12 protein-coding genes are annotated in these 14163 nt (G+C 71.2%); 6 read left to right on the plus strand and 6 right to left on the minus strand.

Translation table 11 applies throughout. The features are described from left to right. Window positions 1-2 precede the first annotated feature (2 nt). Window positions 3-710 carry a hypothetical protein gene (locus ASG88_RS10075; RefSeq protein ID WP_056887268.1) on the plus strand — a complete coding sequence of 236 codons (708 nt, stop codon included), beginning with the start codon at window positions 3-5 and terminating at the stop codon, window positions 708-710. A gap of 3 nt (window positions 711-713) precedes the next feature. Here ASG88_RS10075 and ASG88_RS23055 read toward each other — a convergent pair whose 3' ends face one another. Continuing rightward, window positions 714-1811, minus strand: coding sequence for an aquaporin (locus ASG88_RS23055; protein ID WP_082600187.1), 1098 nt, complete (start codon window positions 1809-1811; stop codon window positions 714-716). Between the two features lie 195 nt (window positions 1812-2006). On the opposite strand from ASG88_RS23055, the gene ASG88_RS10085 reads away from it, so the two are divergent. From ASG88_RS10085 to ASG88_RS10095, 3 genes are all read left to right on the plus strand, one after another. Continuing rightward, a complete protein-coding gene (locus ASG88_RS10085; protein WP_056887269.1) occupies window positions 2007-4217 on the plus strand; it encodes an NADP-dependent isocitrate dehydrogenase in 2211 nt (736 codons plus the stop codon). 138 nt (window positions 4218-4355) lie between these two features. Continuing rightward, a complete protein-coding gene (locus ASG88_RS10090) occupies window positions 4356-5564 on the plus strand; it encodes an MFS transporter (RefSeq protein ID WP_056887270.1) in 1209 nt (402 codons plus the stop codon). A gap of 198 nt (window positions 5565-5762) precedes the next feature. Continuing rightward, window positions 5763-5942: a hypothetical protein gene (locus ASG88_RS10095; protein WP_056887271.1), complete on the plus strand. Its 180-nt coding sequence runs from the start codon at window positions 5763-5765 to the stop codon at window positions 5940-5942. A gap of 21 nt (window positions 5943-5963) precedes the next feature. Here the strand turns inward: ASG88_RS10095 and ASG88_RS10100 are convergent, their stop codons facing one another. Further along, window positions 5964-7196: a lipase family protein gene (locus ASG88_RS10100; RefSeq protein WP_056887272.1), complete on the minus strand. Its 1233-nt coding sequence runs from the start codon at window positions 7194-7196 to the stop codon at window positions 5964-5966. A 68-nt stretch (window positions 7197-7264) separates the two neighbouring features. Next, entirely contained in the window at window positions 7265-8314 is a 1050-nt protein-coding gene (gene trpS / locus ASG88_RS10105) for a tryptophan--tRNA ligase (RefSeq protein ID WP_056887273.1), read from the minus strand. Between the two features lie 61 nt (window positions 8315-8375). Between trpS and ASG88_RS10110 the strand changes: the two genes are divergently transcribed. Beyond that, complete coding sequence (locus tag ASG88_RS10110) at window positions 8376-8894, plus strand: 2'-5' RNA ligase family protein (RefSeq protein ID WP_056887274.1); 519 nt, start codon at window positions 8376-8378, stop codon at window positions 8892-8894. A gap of 15 nt (window positions 8895-8909) precedes the next feature. Continuing rightward, window positions 8910-9968 (plus strand): YihY/virulence factor BrkB family protein, encoded by a 1059-nt coding sequence (locus tag ASG88_RS10115; protein WP_056887275.1) that lies wholly within the window; start codon window positions 8910-8912, stop codon window positions 9966-9968. Window positions 9969-10007: 39 nt separating this feature from the next. On the opposite strand, the gene ASG88_RS10120 is transcribed toward ASG88_RS10115, so the two are convergent. From ASG88_RS10120 to ASG88_RS10130, 3 genes are read right to left on the minus strand one after another with little or no spacing between them, the layout of a single operon-like run. Then, on the minus strand, window positions 10008-11357 hold the full coding sequence (locus ASG88_RS10120; protein ID WP_056887276.1) for a hypothetical protein: 1350 nt from the start codon (window positions 11355-11357) through the stop codon (window positions 10008-10010). A 1-nt stretch (window position 11358) separates the two neighbouring features. Continuing rightward, complete coding sequence (locus ASG88_RS10125; RefSeq protein ID WP_056887277.1) at window positions 11359-12102, minus strand: succinate dehydrogenase/fumarate reductase iron-sulfur subunit; 744 nt, start codon at window positions 12100-12102, stop codon at window positions 11359-11361. Beyond that, a complete protein-coding gene (locus ASG88_RS10130; protein WP_414858635.1) occupies window positions 12099-14147 on the minus strand; it encodes a fumarate reductase/succinate dehydrogenase flavoprotein subunit in 2049 nt (682 codons plus the stop codon). Before ASG88_RS10130 ends, ASG88_RS10125 begins: the two co-directional genes overlap by 4 nt. Between the last annotated feature and the right edge of the window lie 16 nt (window positions 14148-14163).

Here is a 14163-nt window from a genome sequence, read left to right on the forward strand (position 1 = left end):
CCATGCTCGACGGCCCCTCCCCAGCGCCCCGGCGCCGTGTCGCGGCCGCACTGGTGCTGCCCGTCGCGGTGGTGCTGACGGCCTGCGGGGCCGGTGCGCCGCAGACCGCGCCCCCCTCCGGCGTGGACGGTCTCGTGATCCCGACGCCCAGCCCGGACCCGGCCGACTTCGTCGCCGGCGTCGACAACCCGTGGTTCCCCCTCGCCCCGGGCAGCGAGTGGACCTACGAGTCCTCCGACAGGAGCACGGTCGTCGTCACGGTGTCCGGCACGACCTCGGTGGCCGGCGTCGAGGCCACCGCCGTGGACACCGTCGAGCGCACGGGGCGCGGCCGGGTGGTCGAGCAGTCGACGGCGTGGTTCGCCCAGGACCGCGGCGGCAACGTGTGGCACCTCGGCGACGAGGGCGTGTGGGCGGCCGGTGAGGCGGGGGCGCAGGCGGGGCTGGCGATGCCCGCGACGCCCCGCGTGGGCGACGGCTTCGCGCAGGAGAGCGCGCCCGGCATCGCCGAGGACGAGTCGCGCGTGCTGGCGATCGACGCGCGCCGCACGACGCCGTACGACGCCTTCGACGCGCTGGTGCAGGTCGAGGACGGCACCCCGCTCGAGCCGGGCGTCACCACCGAGGCGTTCTACGCCCGAGGGATCGGCCTGGTGCTCGAGGAGGGGACGACCTCGGACCTGGAGCTGGTGGACTTCACCAGCGGGTGAGGATCAGTCGGGCCGGCGCACCTGGGTGCGACCGTCCTCGCCGTCGTCGGGGAGCGGCTGGCCCCACTGCTGGGGCTGGCCCTGCTGGGGCTGACCCGGCTGACCCTGCTGGGGCGGCATGCCGGGCTGCTGGGGCGCCGGCTGGCCCCACTGGCCGGGCTGCTGCTGCTCCGGGGCGGGCGGGCCCCACTGCTGCGGGGCGGCGGGCTGGGCGTACGGGTCCTGGGCGGGCGGGCCGTACGGGTCCTGGGCACCCCACGACTGGGCCGGGGGGCCGGGCTGCCACTGCTGCGGCTGGCCCTGGTTCCACTGCTGCTCGTAGCCGCTCGGCGGTGCGTACATCGCCTGCTGCTTGCGGCCACCGCCGAAGGACAGCCCCGATCCCGGGACCGGCTCCGTGCCGTGGCCGAAGATCAGCGGGTAGGTGAGCCCGGCGATGGCCCCGCCCATCAGCGGGGCCAGGATGAAGAGCCAGAGCTGGAGGACGGCGTCGGTGCCGCCGAAGACGCCGACACCGATCGAGCGGGCGGGGTTGACCGAGGTGCCGGTCGCGCCCATCGACCCGAAGTGGATCATCGCCAGGGCCAGGCCGATCGCGAGGGGGCCCATGAAGGCCTGGAACTCGTTGCGGGCGTCGGTGACGCCGAGGATGACCCAGATGAAGACGGCGGTCATGAGCAGCTCGAGCAGGAAGGCCGCCCACATGGCGTAGCCGCTGCCCTGGTCCCCGAAGGAGTTGGCCCCGATGTTGCCCTCGGCGGTGTAGCCGGGGAAGCCGTGGAGCAGAGCGAAGAGGAGTGTCCCGGCGAGGAGGGCGCCGAGCAGCTGGGCGCCGATGTAGATCGGCGTCGCGCTCCACGGGAGGCGTCCGCCGAGCGCGGCACCGACGGTGACGGCGGGGTTGAAGTGCCCGCCGGAGACCCGGCCGACGGCGTAGGCCATCACGACCACGGTGAGCCCGAAGGAAAGTCCGGTGGCGACGTAGTCGCCGCCGCTCATCACGGCGGCGCCGACGCCGAAGAAGACCAGCACGAAGGTGCCCAGCACCTCGGCGGAGAACTTCTGTCCGGTCGTGGGCGTGTCCTCGGCGATCTCGGTCATGTCGCGCCTTCCTGGGAGCGGGTGTCCCACCCCCGTGGGAACAACGAGCACTCTAGCGATTCGCGGGGGGTGGGTGCGAAGGTTGGGCGGGCCGAGCCGTCAGGTATCTTGACGTCAAGTTAGTTTGCCCGGTCGGCGTACCCACCGCGTCGATCACACCGATCACCGCTGTCGATCACAGGAGCCGTCGTACCCATGGCCAAGATCATCTACACCCACACCGACGAAGCCCCGATGCTGGCGACGTACTCGTTCCTGCCCATCGTGTCCGCCTATGCGCGGACGGCCGGTGTCGAGGTCGAGACGCGCGACATCTCCCTCGCCGGACGCATCATCGCCCAGTTCCCCGACCGCCTCACCGACGAGCAGCGCCTCGACGACGCGCTCGCCGAGCTGGGCGAGCTGGCCACGAAGCCCGAGGCCAACATCATCAAGCTGCCCAACATCTCCGCCTCCATCCCGCAGCTCAAGGCCGCGGTCAAGGAGCTCCAGGAGAAGGGCTACGACCTCCCCGACTACCCGGAGAACCCGCAGACGGACGAGGAGAAGGACGCCCGCGCGCGCTACGACAAGGTCAAGGGCTCGGCCGTCAACCCGGTCCTGCGCGAGGGCAACTCCGACCGCCGCGCCCCCGCGAGCGTCAAGAACTACGCGCGGGCCCACCCCCACTCGATGGGTGCCTGGAGCAGCGACAGCCGGACCAACGTCGCCACCATGGGCGCCGACGACTTCCGCTCCAACGAGAAGTCGGTCGTCCTCGACGCCGAGGACACCCTCACCGTCGTGCACGTCGGCACCGACGGCGCCGAGACGGTCCTCAAGGAGGCCATCCCGGTGCTGGCCGGCGAGGTCGTCGACGGCACCGTCATGCGCGTCGCCGCGCTGCGCCGCTTCCTCACCGAGCAGGTCGCTCGTGCGAAGGCCGACGACGTGCTGTTCTCGGTGCACCTCAAGGCCACGATGATGAAGGTCTCCGACCCGATCATCTTCGGCCACGTCGTGCAGGCGTTCTTCCCGACGCTCTTCGAGCAGTACGGCGAGCAGCTGGCTGCCGCGGGCATCAGCCCCAACGACGGCCTCGGCGCCCTCCTGGCCGCCACCGACAAGCTCCCCGAGGGCGAGGCCATCAAGAAGGCCGTCGAGCAGGGCATCGCCGAGGGCCCGGACCTCGCGATGGTCGACTCCGACAAGGGCATCACCAACCTGCACGTGCCGTCCGACGTCATCGTCGACGCCTCGATGCCGGCCATGATCCGCACCTCGGGCCACATGTGGAACGCCGCGGGCGCCGAGCAGGACACCCTCGCGGTGATCCCCGACTCGTCCTACGCCTCGATCTACCAGGTCGTCATCGACGACTGCCGTGCCCACGGTGCCTTCGACCCCTCGACCATGGGCTCGGTGCCCAACGTCGGCCTGATGGCCAAGGCTGCCGAGGAGTACGGCTCCCACGACAAGACGTTCGAGGTCCCCGCGGCCGGCCGGGTCGAGGTCCGCAACGCCGCCGGCGACGTGCTGATCTCCCACGACGTGGAGCCGGGCGACATCTGGCGCGCCTGCCAGACCAAGGACGACCCGATCCGCGACTGGGTCAAGCTGGCCGTCACCCGCGCCCGCGCCACCGGCGTCCCTGCGATCTTCTGGCTCGACGAGGGTCGCGCCCACGACGCCAACCTGATCGCCAAGATCAGGGAGTACCTCCCCGAGCACGACACCGAGGGCCTGACCATCGAGATCATGACCCCGGCCGACGCCACGGCCTACAGCCTCGAGCGGATCCGCAAGGGCGAGGACACCATCTCGGTGACGGGCAACGTGCTGCGCGACTACAACACCGACCTGTTCCCGATCCTCGAGCTCGGCACCAGCGCCAAGATGCTGTCGGTCGTCCCGCTGATGAACGGCGGCGGCCTCTTCGAGACCGGCGCCGGCGGCTCCGCGCCCAAGCACGTGCAGCAGCTCGTCAAGGAGAACTACCTGCGCTGGGACAGCCTGGGTGAGTTCTTCGCGCTGGCCGCGAGCCTCGAGCACCTCGCGGGCTACGACGACAACCCGCGGGCCAGGATCCTGGGGGAGACCCTGGACCGGGCCACCGAGACGTTCCTCAACGAGGACCGCTCGCCGGGTCGCAGGCTGGGCACGATCGACAACCGCGGGTCGCACTTCTACCTCGGCCTCTACTGGGCCGAGGAGCTCGCGAAGCAGACCGACGACACCGACCTCGCCGCGGCCTTCGGTGCGCTCGCGACCACGCTGCGCGACAACGAGGAGAAGATCGTCGGCGAGCTGCTCGCCGTCCAGGGGCAGCCGGCCGACATCGGTGGCTACTACGAGCCCGACGACGCCAAGGCCGAGAAGGTCATGCGTCCGTCCGCGACGCTGAACGAGGCCTTGGCCACGCTCTGACACAGTCCCGGCACCGTGCGGTGCCTGTGGTCCACGCCGTGGGCCGCGGGCACCGCGCTGTCGTTGTGGGGGCCGTCACTCGTCGCCGTGTCGTGGAATAGGCGGTCCGGGCCGACCCTTGGAGACTGAGTGCCACCCATGACGACCACCGCTGACACTCCCGTCGACCACACGCCCGCCGTCCAGGCCCCGCACTTCGTCCTCGCGGTCCTCGCGCTCGCCACCGGCGGCTTCGCGATCGGCACCACCGAGTTCGTGACCATGGGCCTGCTGCCCCAGATCGCAGCCGGGGTCGGCGTCTCCATCCCGACCGGTGGGCACGTGATCTCCGCCTACGCCCTCGGCGTCGTCGTCGGCGCGCCCGTGCTCGCCTTCCTCGGCGCCCGGCTGCCCCGGCGCGGGCTGCTGCTGGGGCTGATGGTCGCCTTCGCCGTGGGCAACGCGATGAGCGCCCTCGCGACGTCGTACGGCGGGCTGATGCTGGCGCGCTTCGCCGCCGGGCTGCCGCACGGGGCCTACTTCGGTGTCGCGTCCCTGGTGGCCGCCAGCCTGGCGAGCCCGGCCCGCAAGGGTCGCGCCGTGGCCTCGGTGATGCTCGGCCTCAGCGTCGCCAACGTGGTCGGCGTGCCCGCCGCGACGTGGATGGGTCAGCACCTCGGCTGGCGCTCGGCGTTCTGGGCGGTGACCGCGCTGGGTGTGGTGACGCTCGCGCTCGTCGCGCTCTACGTCCCCTCGATCGGCGGCGACAAGGACGCGTCGGGGCGCCGGGAGCTGCGTGCCTTCGCGCTGCCGCAGGTGTGGCTGACCCTGGTCGCCGGCGCCATCGGCTTCGGCGGCATGTTCGCCGTCTACACCTACATCGCGCCCACCGTCACCGAGGTGGGCGGTCTGTCCGAGGCCGCCGTGCCGCTCTTCCTGCTCAGCTTCGGGCTCGGCATGGTCGCCGGCACCTGGCTGGCCGGGGTGATGGCGGACTGGTCGATCTTCCGCTCGCTGATCATCGGCTCGGTCGGCATGGCGGTCTCGCTGCTGCTGTTCTGGCTGCTCTCGCCCTACGGCTGGGCGGCGCTGCCGGTCGTCTTCCTCATCACCGCCCTCGGCTCGGTGCTCGTCGTCAACCTGCAGCTGCGACTGATGGACGTCGCCGGCGACGCGCAGACGCTGGGTGCCGCGATGAACCACGCCTCGCTCAACGTCGCCAACGCGCTCGGCGCCTGGCTCGGCGGCCTGGTGATCGCCGCGGGGGCGGGCTACCGCGCGCCCGCGCTGGTCGGCGTCGCGCTGTCGGTGGCCGGCCTGGCCGTGCTGTTGGTGTCGGCGACGCTGCACCGGCGCAGCCCCGCCTGACCAGCGCCCCTGACTGGCGTCGCCACGGGGAGCGAGACCTCCCGGTGAACGGCCGGTGACGCAGGATGACGGAAGTCCTCCGAAGTGGAACCCGGATGTAACACGTGCTCAACGGTCCGTTAGCAAGACCGTCCGAGGATGGTCCTACGGCGCCCGAGACCCGGGTCGCCGCAGGACGAGAACCCCGGGGAGGGCTCGATGATCGAGCAGCAGAAGCAGGAGCACGGACACCGCGACGACACCGAGCTGGAGCGCCGACGCCAGCTGCGCGATCGTCGTACCCACGACGTCGTCGAGCTGATCTCGCGGCGCGAGGAGCTCATCGGCATCAACCCCTGGGCCGACCACGTCATCGAGAGCGTCGCCTGGACGGCCTGACGGCTCCGCCCGCCGGACGGGTCAGAGCAGCCAGCAGCTGCTGACCTGGGGGAGCCCGGCGAACCGGGCCTCCCAGAACACCTGCGCCTCGGCGGCGTGCGGCACGATGCCGCCGACGTGCAGGGGCGCGACGTTGGGCGAGAAGCGCACGTTGGCGCCCTTGCCGCACCACGACCGTGCCATCGCCCTGCCCACGGCATAGGGGATGGTGTCGTCGAGGGTCGAGTGGCTGACCAGGACGGGCACGGTCGGCCTGATCGTGCCGATCCTCTGGTCGGCGATGACCGTGCGGAACGGCTCGCGGGTCATCAGCTCGGACATCGGCCGGCCGTCGGCGCTGAGGGTCTCGGAGCGCACGAACGCGTTGTCGAGCAGGTCGAAGACGCAGTCCTGCTCGACGGCGTCCATCGTGGCGCGTCCCGCGTCGTTGAGGTACGGCGCGAGGTCGATGTCGTAGCTCGCGGCCAGGCCGCGCAGCGCGAAGAAGGCGAACGCCGAGAACGGGCCGCCGTCGAGGTTGGTCGCCACGGCGCCCAGCTCGGCCGGCACGGCGCCGACCACCGCGCCCTTGAGCCGGAGGTCCGGTGCGTACGACGCCGCGAGCTCGACGGCCGCGGCCGCGGCACCGCCACCCTGCGAGTAGCCCTGGAGACCGACGGGGCTGCTGGACGACAGCCCGGTGCCGGTGAGCCGCTGGGCGGCGCGCACCGCGTCGAGGGTGGCCCGGCCCTGCGAGACGCGGTCCATGTAGGTGTGCACGCCGGCGGTGCCGAGGCCCTCGTAGTCGGGCATCGCGATGGCGTAGCCGCGCTGCAGCAGACCCTCCATGACCAGGCCCTCGTACTCGATCCCCTCGGAGAACTGTCGTGACGGTGCGCAGCGGTCGGCCATCCCCTGGGTGCCGGGGGCGTAGCCGATCACCGGTCGGCTCCCGACGCCGATCCAGGGGGAGCCGGGCACCAGCACGGTGCCGCTGACCGCGATCGGCTCGCCGGTGCGGTCGGTGGTCCGGTAGAGGACGCGGGTGGCGTTGCGGACCAGGCTGGTCGCGTCCAGGGGGTCGAGCAGGAACGTGAGCTTCTCGGAGCGGATGACCGCCCCGTTGGTCGCGGGCAGCGTCGCCGGCGCCTCGTAGAAGGCCGGGCGGGGTGGCTCGTCGACGGCCGAGACGGCCGGGGCCGCGACGAGCGTCGTGGCCAGGAGCGTGGTGGACAGGGTTGCGACGAGAGCGCCGAGAGCGCGAGCGGCTGCCATGGACGGCAGGTTACTCACGAGTTACATGCCGTGACCACCGTCACGTGACCGAGGTCACACGCCCTCGGTCACGTGTAGACCATGCCCATCCGCTCGCGCACCTCGGCGAGCGTCTGCTCGGCGACCTCGTTGGCGCGCTCGTTGCCGCGGCGCAGGATGCCCGCGACGTACGCCGGGTCCTTCTCGAGCTCCGCGCGTCGCGCGCGCAGCGGCTCGAGCTCGGTGTTGACCGCGTCGGTGAGCCGCTTCTTGAGGGCGCCGCCACCGCCGTCGCCGATCTCGTCGGCGACCGCCTCGGGCGGGGTGCCCTCGCAGAGCGAGATGAGGAGCAGCAGGTTGGCGACCTCGGGCCGGGTGTCCGGGTCGTAGGTGATGACCCGGTCGGAGTCGGTCTTCGCGCCCTTGATCTTCTTGGCCGTCTCGTCGGCGGTCATCCGCAGCTCGATGACGTTGCCCTTGGACTTGCTCATCTTGGTGCCGTCGGTGCCGAGGATGAGGGTCGCCTCGGAGAGCAGGGCGCCGGGCTCGGGGAAGGTCGGGCCGTAGCGCTCGTTGAAGCGGCGCGCGATGACCCGGGTCTGCTCGAGGTGCGGGAGCTGGTCGCGGCCCACCGGCACGACGTTGGCCTTGCAGAACAGGATGTCGGCCGCCTGGTGGACCGGATAGGTCAGCAGCAGGCCGCCGATCGAGGTGATGCCGGCCGACTTGGCCTCCTCCTTGACCGTCGGGTTGCGCTGGAGCTCCGCGACGCTGACGAGGCTCAGGAACGGCAGCATCAGCTGGTTGAGCGCGGGGACCGACGAGTGGGTGAAGATCGTCGCCTGCTCCGGGTCGAGGCCGGCCGCGATGTTGTCGATGACCAGCCCACGGACGTTGCCCGCGACGTCGCCGAGGGCCTCACGGTCGGTGATCACCTGGTAGTCGGCGACCAGCTGCCAGATCTCCGCACCTCGCTGCTGGAGCCTGACGCGGTTGCGGATCGACGCGAAGTAGTGCCCGATGTGCAGGGCGCCGGTCGGTCGGTCCCCGGTCAGCATGCGCAGCGAGCCGGGATCCGTGTCGAGGATCTTGTCGAGCTCGGCGCTGCGGGCGAGGGCTGCCTGGTAGGACTCGGTCACCGGGGGAGTCTATGAACCCTCGCCGTGCGGGCGCGAACGGGTCACCGGTTAGGGTCGACCGGTGGTGACCATCGGCGTGGCAGTGGCTATCCCCGAGCCGTGGGCGACCCAGCTCCAGGACTACCGCACGTCGGTGGGCGACACCACCGCGACGCAGATACCCACCCACATCACGCTCATCCCGCCGATCGAGGTGCCCGCCGAGGACCTGCCGGCCGTCGAGGCCCACCTGGACCGGGCGGCGTCCGGGGTGGCGGAGTTCCGGATCCACCTCCGCGGCACCGGCACCTTCCGGCCCGTCTCTCCGGTGGTCTTCGTGACACTGGTGGAGGGCATCTCCCAGTGCGAGCTGCTCGCGGACGCCGTACGCCGGGGGCCGCTCGCGGTCGACCTGCACTTCCCGTTCCACCCGCACGTCACCATCGCCCACCACCTCGCGGACGCCCAGCTCGACCGGGCCTTCGACGAGCTCGCCGACTTCGAGTGCGAGTTCACTGCGGGTGCGTTCTCGCTCTACGTCCACGACGAGGGTGCGGGGTGGCAGCCCACGCGCGAGTTCGCCCTGCAGCCCCACGCCTGATCCGCAGGAGCCCCCATGCCACTGATCGACACCGTCAAGCAGCGCATCGAGGACGCTCGCGAGCGGCGGCCCCTGCTCGACCACCTCGTGCGGACCGTGCAGCACTTCGGCGACGTCAACGGCAGCGCCCTGGCGGCGGCCGTCACGTACTTCGCGTTCCTGTCCTTCTTCCCGATCATCGCGCTCGCGTTCGCCGTGGTCGGGTTCGTCTCCGGCGCCTACCCCAACGCGGAGCGGGACCTGGAGACCGCCATCGGTGACGTCCTGCCCGGCATCATCGGGGACGGGGACGGGGAGCTCAGCCTGGACTCGCTGCAGTCGTCCGCCTCGGGCATCGCCACGATCGGTCTCCTCGTGGCCCTCTACTCCGGCCTCGGCTGGCTCTCGGGCATGCGCACCGCCCTCATCGCGGTCTTCGAGGAGCCGGAGAAGGAGCAGCCCAGCTTCTTCCTCGGCAAGCTCCGCGACATCATCGCCCTGCTCACGCTCGGCACCGTCCTGCTGCTGAGCGTGGCGATCTCGGGGGTCGCGACCAAGCTGGCGACGCCGATCCTGGAGTTCCTCGGCCTCGGGCTCGGCGTGGAGCCGCTCGTGTGGGTCCTCGGCCTCGCCCTCGGTCTCGCCGCCAGCACGGTGCTCTTCTTCGCCTTCTTCCGCGTGCTCGCGGCCCCCAACGTTCCGCCGAGGGCGCTGTGGTCCGGCGCGCTCCTCGGGGCGCTGGCCTTCGAGGTCCTCAAGCAGCTGTCGACCTACCTGCTGGCCAGCACCAAGGACGCGCCGGCTGCGCAGGCGTTCGGCATCGCGCTCATCCTGGTCGTCTGGATGAACTACTTCTCCCGGGTCGTGGTGCTCGCCGCCGCCTGGGCGCACACGTCCCCGGCCGCGCGCGAGCAACGCGAGGCCGACGCGTGGCGCGCCGGCGACGTCGAGGGCCCGCAGATCGACCTCCAGCAGGCCGTCCGGCACAGTCCGGCCCTGGGGGCCCCCGAGCCGTCCCAGCGGCCCGTGGGAGCGTTCGCGGCCGGCGCCGCGACCATGCTGGCGCTCGTCGCCGTCGTCAGGAGGAGGAAGTGAGCATGCAGACGACCGCCGAGCACGGGCTGCGCTGAGCGCTCAGGACTCGCGAAGCCGGCTGCGGAGCTTGGCGTTGCGCTCGCGGCTCACGGTGATCTGCTCGGTCGCGTGGGCCAGCTCCCGGTGCAGCCGGTCGATCTCGACCCTCGCCACGTCGATGGCCTCGCTCATGCGCACGTGCTCCTCGTGGCCGCGCGCCACGAACGCCTCCAGGTCGCGCACCCGGGCGTCGCGCGGGTCCTCCTCGATCGTGGAGGTGTTGGTGACCACCGGCAGCTCCCGGGGCCACTTGGTGGCCAGCATCGCCTCGGAGTGGCGGTAGCTCTCGTCGAGCTGGTGGTAGAGGGAGTTGTGGTGGCACGGGAGGTCCAGGACGGCCGTCCAGCCGCCAGCCTCGTGCACGCTCAGGGCGAGGTCGGTGCCGTAGAGGTGCCACCCGACCCGGGGCTCGACCCGCAGCTCGGTGTCCCGCGGCACGATCAGCACCAGCTCGTCGAGGCCGTCCACCCGCGCGGGCAGCTCGCGCGGCATCCGCAGCAGGTGGTCCCGGTCGACGACGTGGCCGACGTGCTCGCGACCGCCCTCGCGGTAGCGGACGCCGAACGGCCCGGCGAGCGACGGCGGCGCCCCTCCGGCCGAGGCCAGGTCCCACTGCCGGGACAGGCGCTCGGGCCACCAGGAGGGCACGTAGATGTCCTGCTGGATCATCACCACCAGGTCGTGCTCGGCCTCGTGCAGGCCGCGGTTGAGGCCCTCCGCGGCGCTCGTCATGCCGCGGTAGGTCAGCAGCTGGTGGGGGCTGTCGGGGCCGAAGGCCGGCGAGGCCAGCAGGTTGTGGGCCAGCTGGAGGTCGTCGTTGACGCACGCCACGAAGGTCACCGGTCGCTGGTGACGGACGGCCTCGGCGCCGGTCTCGGGCAGGTCGGCCACGGGGTCGGCGACGTAGAGGTAGCCCGCGACCGACAGGTGGTGGGCCGCCCGCTCGGCGTCGACCCGCAGGTGCTGCAGCAGCGGGGCGGCCGCGTCGAGGAGGGCCTGGTCGACCTCCCCGGCGAGGGTCTCGACGATGTCGGGCGAGAAGCCGGCCTCGAGCAGGAGCTTGAAGCCGGTCGCGTACCCGTGCACCTGCCCGGGGCGTGGTCGGGCGTACGACGCCTGGGCCGGGTCGCTGCGCAGGTGCAGGACCACCGAGTCCGCCGTCGCCCCGTTGGCCATCGCCACGACCAGCCGACCGCCCTCGGGCAGCGACGCCCGCGCCCGCCGCAGCTCGGCGAGCGGGTCGTCGTACGAGTCCAGCGGTCGCGGCAGCGCCGTGGCACCGAGACGCGTGGCGAGGGCCGTCGCGGCATTCACCAGGCGCTCGGCGAGCGGGCCGGGGGCGTCAGACAACTCAGTGACCGTGCTTGAGCGCGGTGCGCAGGTCCTTGTTGAGCTGGCTGATCACGTCGAGCGGGATCTCCTTGGGGCACGCCGCGGCGCACTCACCGATGTTGGTGCAGCCACCGAAGCCTTCGTGGTCGTGCTGGCCGACCATGTTGACCACCCGGGAGTCGCGCTCGGGCTGGCCCTGGGGGAGCTCGCCGAGGTGGGTGATCTTGGCGCCCATGAAGAGGGACGCCGAGCCGTTGGGGCACGCCGCCACGCAGGCACCGCAGCCGATGCAGGTGGCCATGTTGAAGGAGCGCATCGCCTTGTCGCGGGGGACCGGCACCGAGTTGGCCTCGGGGGCGGAGCCCGTGTTGGCGGAGATGAAGCCGCCCTGCTGGATGATCCGGTCGAACGCGCCACGGTCGACGACGAGGTCCTTGACGACCGGGAACGCGTCCGCGCGCCACGGCTCGATGGTGATCTCGTCGCCGTCCTTGAAGGAGCGCATGTGCAGCTGGCAGGTCGTGGTGACCTCCGGGCCGTGGGCCTGGCCGTTGATCATCAGGCCGCACGTGCCGCAGATGCCCTCGCGACAGTCGGAGTCGAACGCGATCGGCTCCTCGCCCTTGGCGTTGAGCTGCTCGTTGAGCACGTCGAGCATCTCGAGGAAGGACATGTCCTCCGAGACGCCGTCGAGCGCGTAGGTACGCATCTCGCCCGTCGCCGCGGCGTCGGCCTGGCGCCAGATGTTGAGCGTGAGCTTCACTTGTAGGACCTCTGCTTCATCTCGATCGCGGTGTAGAGGAGGTCCTCCTTGTGCAGGACCGGGGTGCCCATCGAGACCTGCGGCTCGTTGGGGTCGTTCTCGTGCGCGGAGGCGAACTCCCAGGCTGCGACGTAGGCGAACTCCTCGTCGATGCGCAGCGCCTCGCCGTCCTCGGTCTGCGACTCGCCGCGGAAGTGCCCACCGCAGGACTCGCGCCGGTTGAGGGCGTCGATGCACATCAGCTCACCGAGCTCGAGGAAGTCGGCGACGCGGCCGGCCTTCTCCAGGCTCTGGTTGAGGGAGTCGGCGGTGCCGAGCACCTTGAGGTTGGACCAGAAGTCCCGCTTGAGCTCACGGATGCCGTCGATGGCCTTGCGCAGGCCCTCGGCGGTGCGCTCCATGCCGCAGTACTCCCACATGAGGTGGCCCAGCTCCTTGTGGTAGCTGTCGGCCGACCGCTCGCCGTTGATCGACAGGAACCGCTCGATGCGGGCCTGGACCGCCTCGTGGGCGGCGACGACCTCGGGGTGGTCCTCGGTGACGGTCTCGAAGGGACCGTCGGCGAGGTACTCGCGGATGGTGTTGGGGAGCACGAAGTAGCCGTCGGCGAGGCCCTGCATCAGCGCGGACGCGCCGAGGCGGTTGGCGCCGTGGTCGGAGAAGTTGGCCTCACCGGTCACGAACAGGCCGGGGACGTTGGACTGGAGGTCGTAGTCGACCCACAGGCCGCCCATGACGTAGTGCACGGCGGGGTAGATCCGCATCGGGACCTCGTAGGGGTTCTCGCCCGTGATCCGCTCGTACATGTCGAGGAGGTTGTCGTACTTCTCCTCGATGCCGGCCTTGCCCAGGCGGGCGATGGCGTCGGCGAAGTCGAGGTAGACGCCGCGACGGAAGTCGCCGACCATCGGGCCGACGCCGCGACCCTCGTCGCACATGTTCTTGGCCTGCCGGGAGGCGATGTCGCGGGGGACCAGGTTGCCGAAGGACGGGTAGATCCGCTCCAGGTAGTAGTCGCGGTCCTCCTCGGGGATGTCCCGCGGGTCCTTGTCGCAGTCCTCCTTGTTCTTCGGCACCCAGATGCGGCCGTCGTTGCGCAGCGACTCGCTCATCAGGGTCAGCTTGGACTGGTGCTCGCCGGAGACCGGGATGCAGGTCGGGTGGATCTGCGTGTAGCAGGGGTTGGCCATGTAGGCGCCCTTGCGGTGCGCGCGCCACGCGGCGGTGACGTTGCAGCCCATCGCGTTGGTGGAGAGGTAGAAGACGTTGCCGTAGCCGCCGGAGGCGAGCACCACGACGTCGGCGGTGTGGGTCTCGATCGCACCGGTGACCATGTCGCGGGCGATGATGCCGCGGGCCTTGCCGTCGACCATGACGAGGTCGAGCATCTCGTGACGCGTGTACGTCGTCACGGTGCCGGCCGCCACCTGGCGCTCGAGCGCCTGGTAGGCGCCGATGAGCAGCTGCTGGCCGGTCTGGCCGCGGGCGTAGAACGTCCGGGAGACCTGGACGCCGCCGAACGAGCGGTTGTCGAGCAGGCCGCCGTACTCGCGGGCGAACGGGACGCCCTGCGCGACGCACTGGTCGATGATGTTGGCGCTGACCTCGGCGAGGCGGTAGACGTTCGACTCGCGCGAGCGGTAGTCGCCGCCCTTGACGGTGTCGTAGAAGAGGCGGTGCGTGGAGTCGCCGTCCTCCTTGTAGTTCTTGGCCGCGTTGATGCCGCCCTGGGCGGCGATCGAGTGGGCACGACGCGGCGAGTCCTGGTAGCAGAAGGACTTGACGTTGTAGCCGGCCTCGCCCAGCGTCGCGGCGGCCGAGCCGCCGGCCAGGCCGGTGCCGACGATGATGACCGTCAGCTTGCGGCGGTTGGCCGGGTTGACGAGACGGTTCTCGAACTTGCGGTTGGTCCACCGGGTCGCGATCGGACCGGTCGGCGCCTTCGCGTCGACCAGCGGCGTGCCGGGGGTGTAGTAGCCCGAGGCGTCGTCGGACGTCTGCACGGACGGCTGGTTGGTGAACACGGTGCCGGAGGCATCGGTCATGGCCATGTCTGGGGCT

Source organism: Nocardioides sp. Soil777 (genome assembly GCF_001428425.1).
In the GTDB taxonomy this organism is placed as follows: domain Bacteria; phylum Actinomycetota; class Actinomycetes; order Propionibacteriales; family Nocardioidaceae; genus Nocardioides; species Nocardioides terrigena.

Excerpts from the sequence above, each read along its gene's own strand:
- ASG88_RS10075 (WP_056887268.1), top strand. The coding sequence starts at position 3 with ATGCTCGACGGCCCCTCCCCAGCGCCCCGGCGCCGTGTCGCGGCCGCA.
- ASG88_RS23055 (WP_082600187.1), bottom strand. The coding sequence starts at position 1,811 with ATGACCGAGATCGCCGAGGACACGCCCACGACCGGACAGAAGTTCTCC.
- ASG88_RS10085 (WP_056887269.1), top strand. The coding sequence starts at position 2,007 with ATGGCCAAGATCATCTACACCCACACCGACGAAGCCCCGATGCTGGCG.
- ASG88_RS10090 (WP_056887270.1), top strand. The coding sequence starts at position 4,356 with ATGACGACCACCGCTGACACTCCCGTCGACCACACGCCCGCCGTCCAG.
- ASG88_RS10095 (WP_056887271.1), top strand. The coding sequence starts at position 5,763 with ATGATCGAGCAGCAGAAGCAGGAGCACGGACACCGCGACGACACCGAG.
- ASG88_RS10100 (WP_056887272.1), bottom strand. The coding sequence starts at position 7,196 with ATGGCAGCCGCTCGCGCTCTCGGCGCTCTCGTCGCAACCCTGTCCACC.
- ASG88_RS10115 (WP_056887275.1), top strand. The coding sequence starts at position 8,910 with ATGCCACTGATCGACACCGTCAAGCAGCGCATCGAGGACGCTCGCGAG.
- ASG88_RS10130 (WP_414858635.1), bottom strand. The coding sequence starts at position 14,147 with ATGACCGATGCCTCCGGCACCGTGTTCACCAACCAGCCGTCCGTGCAG.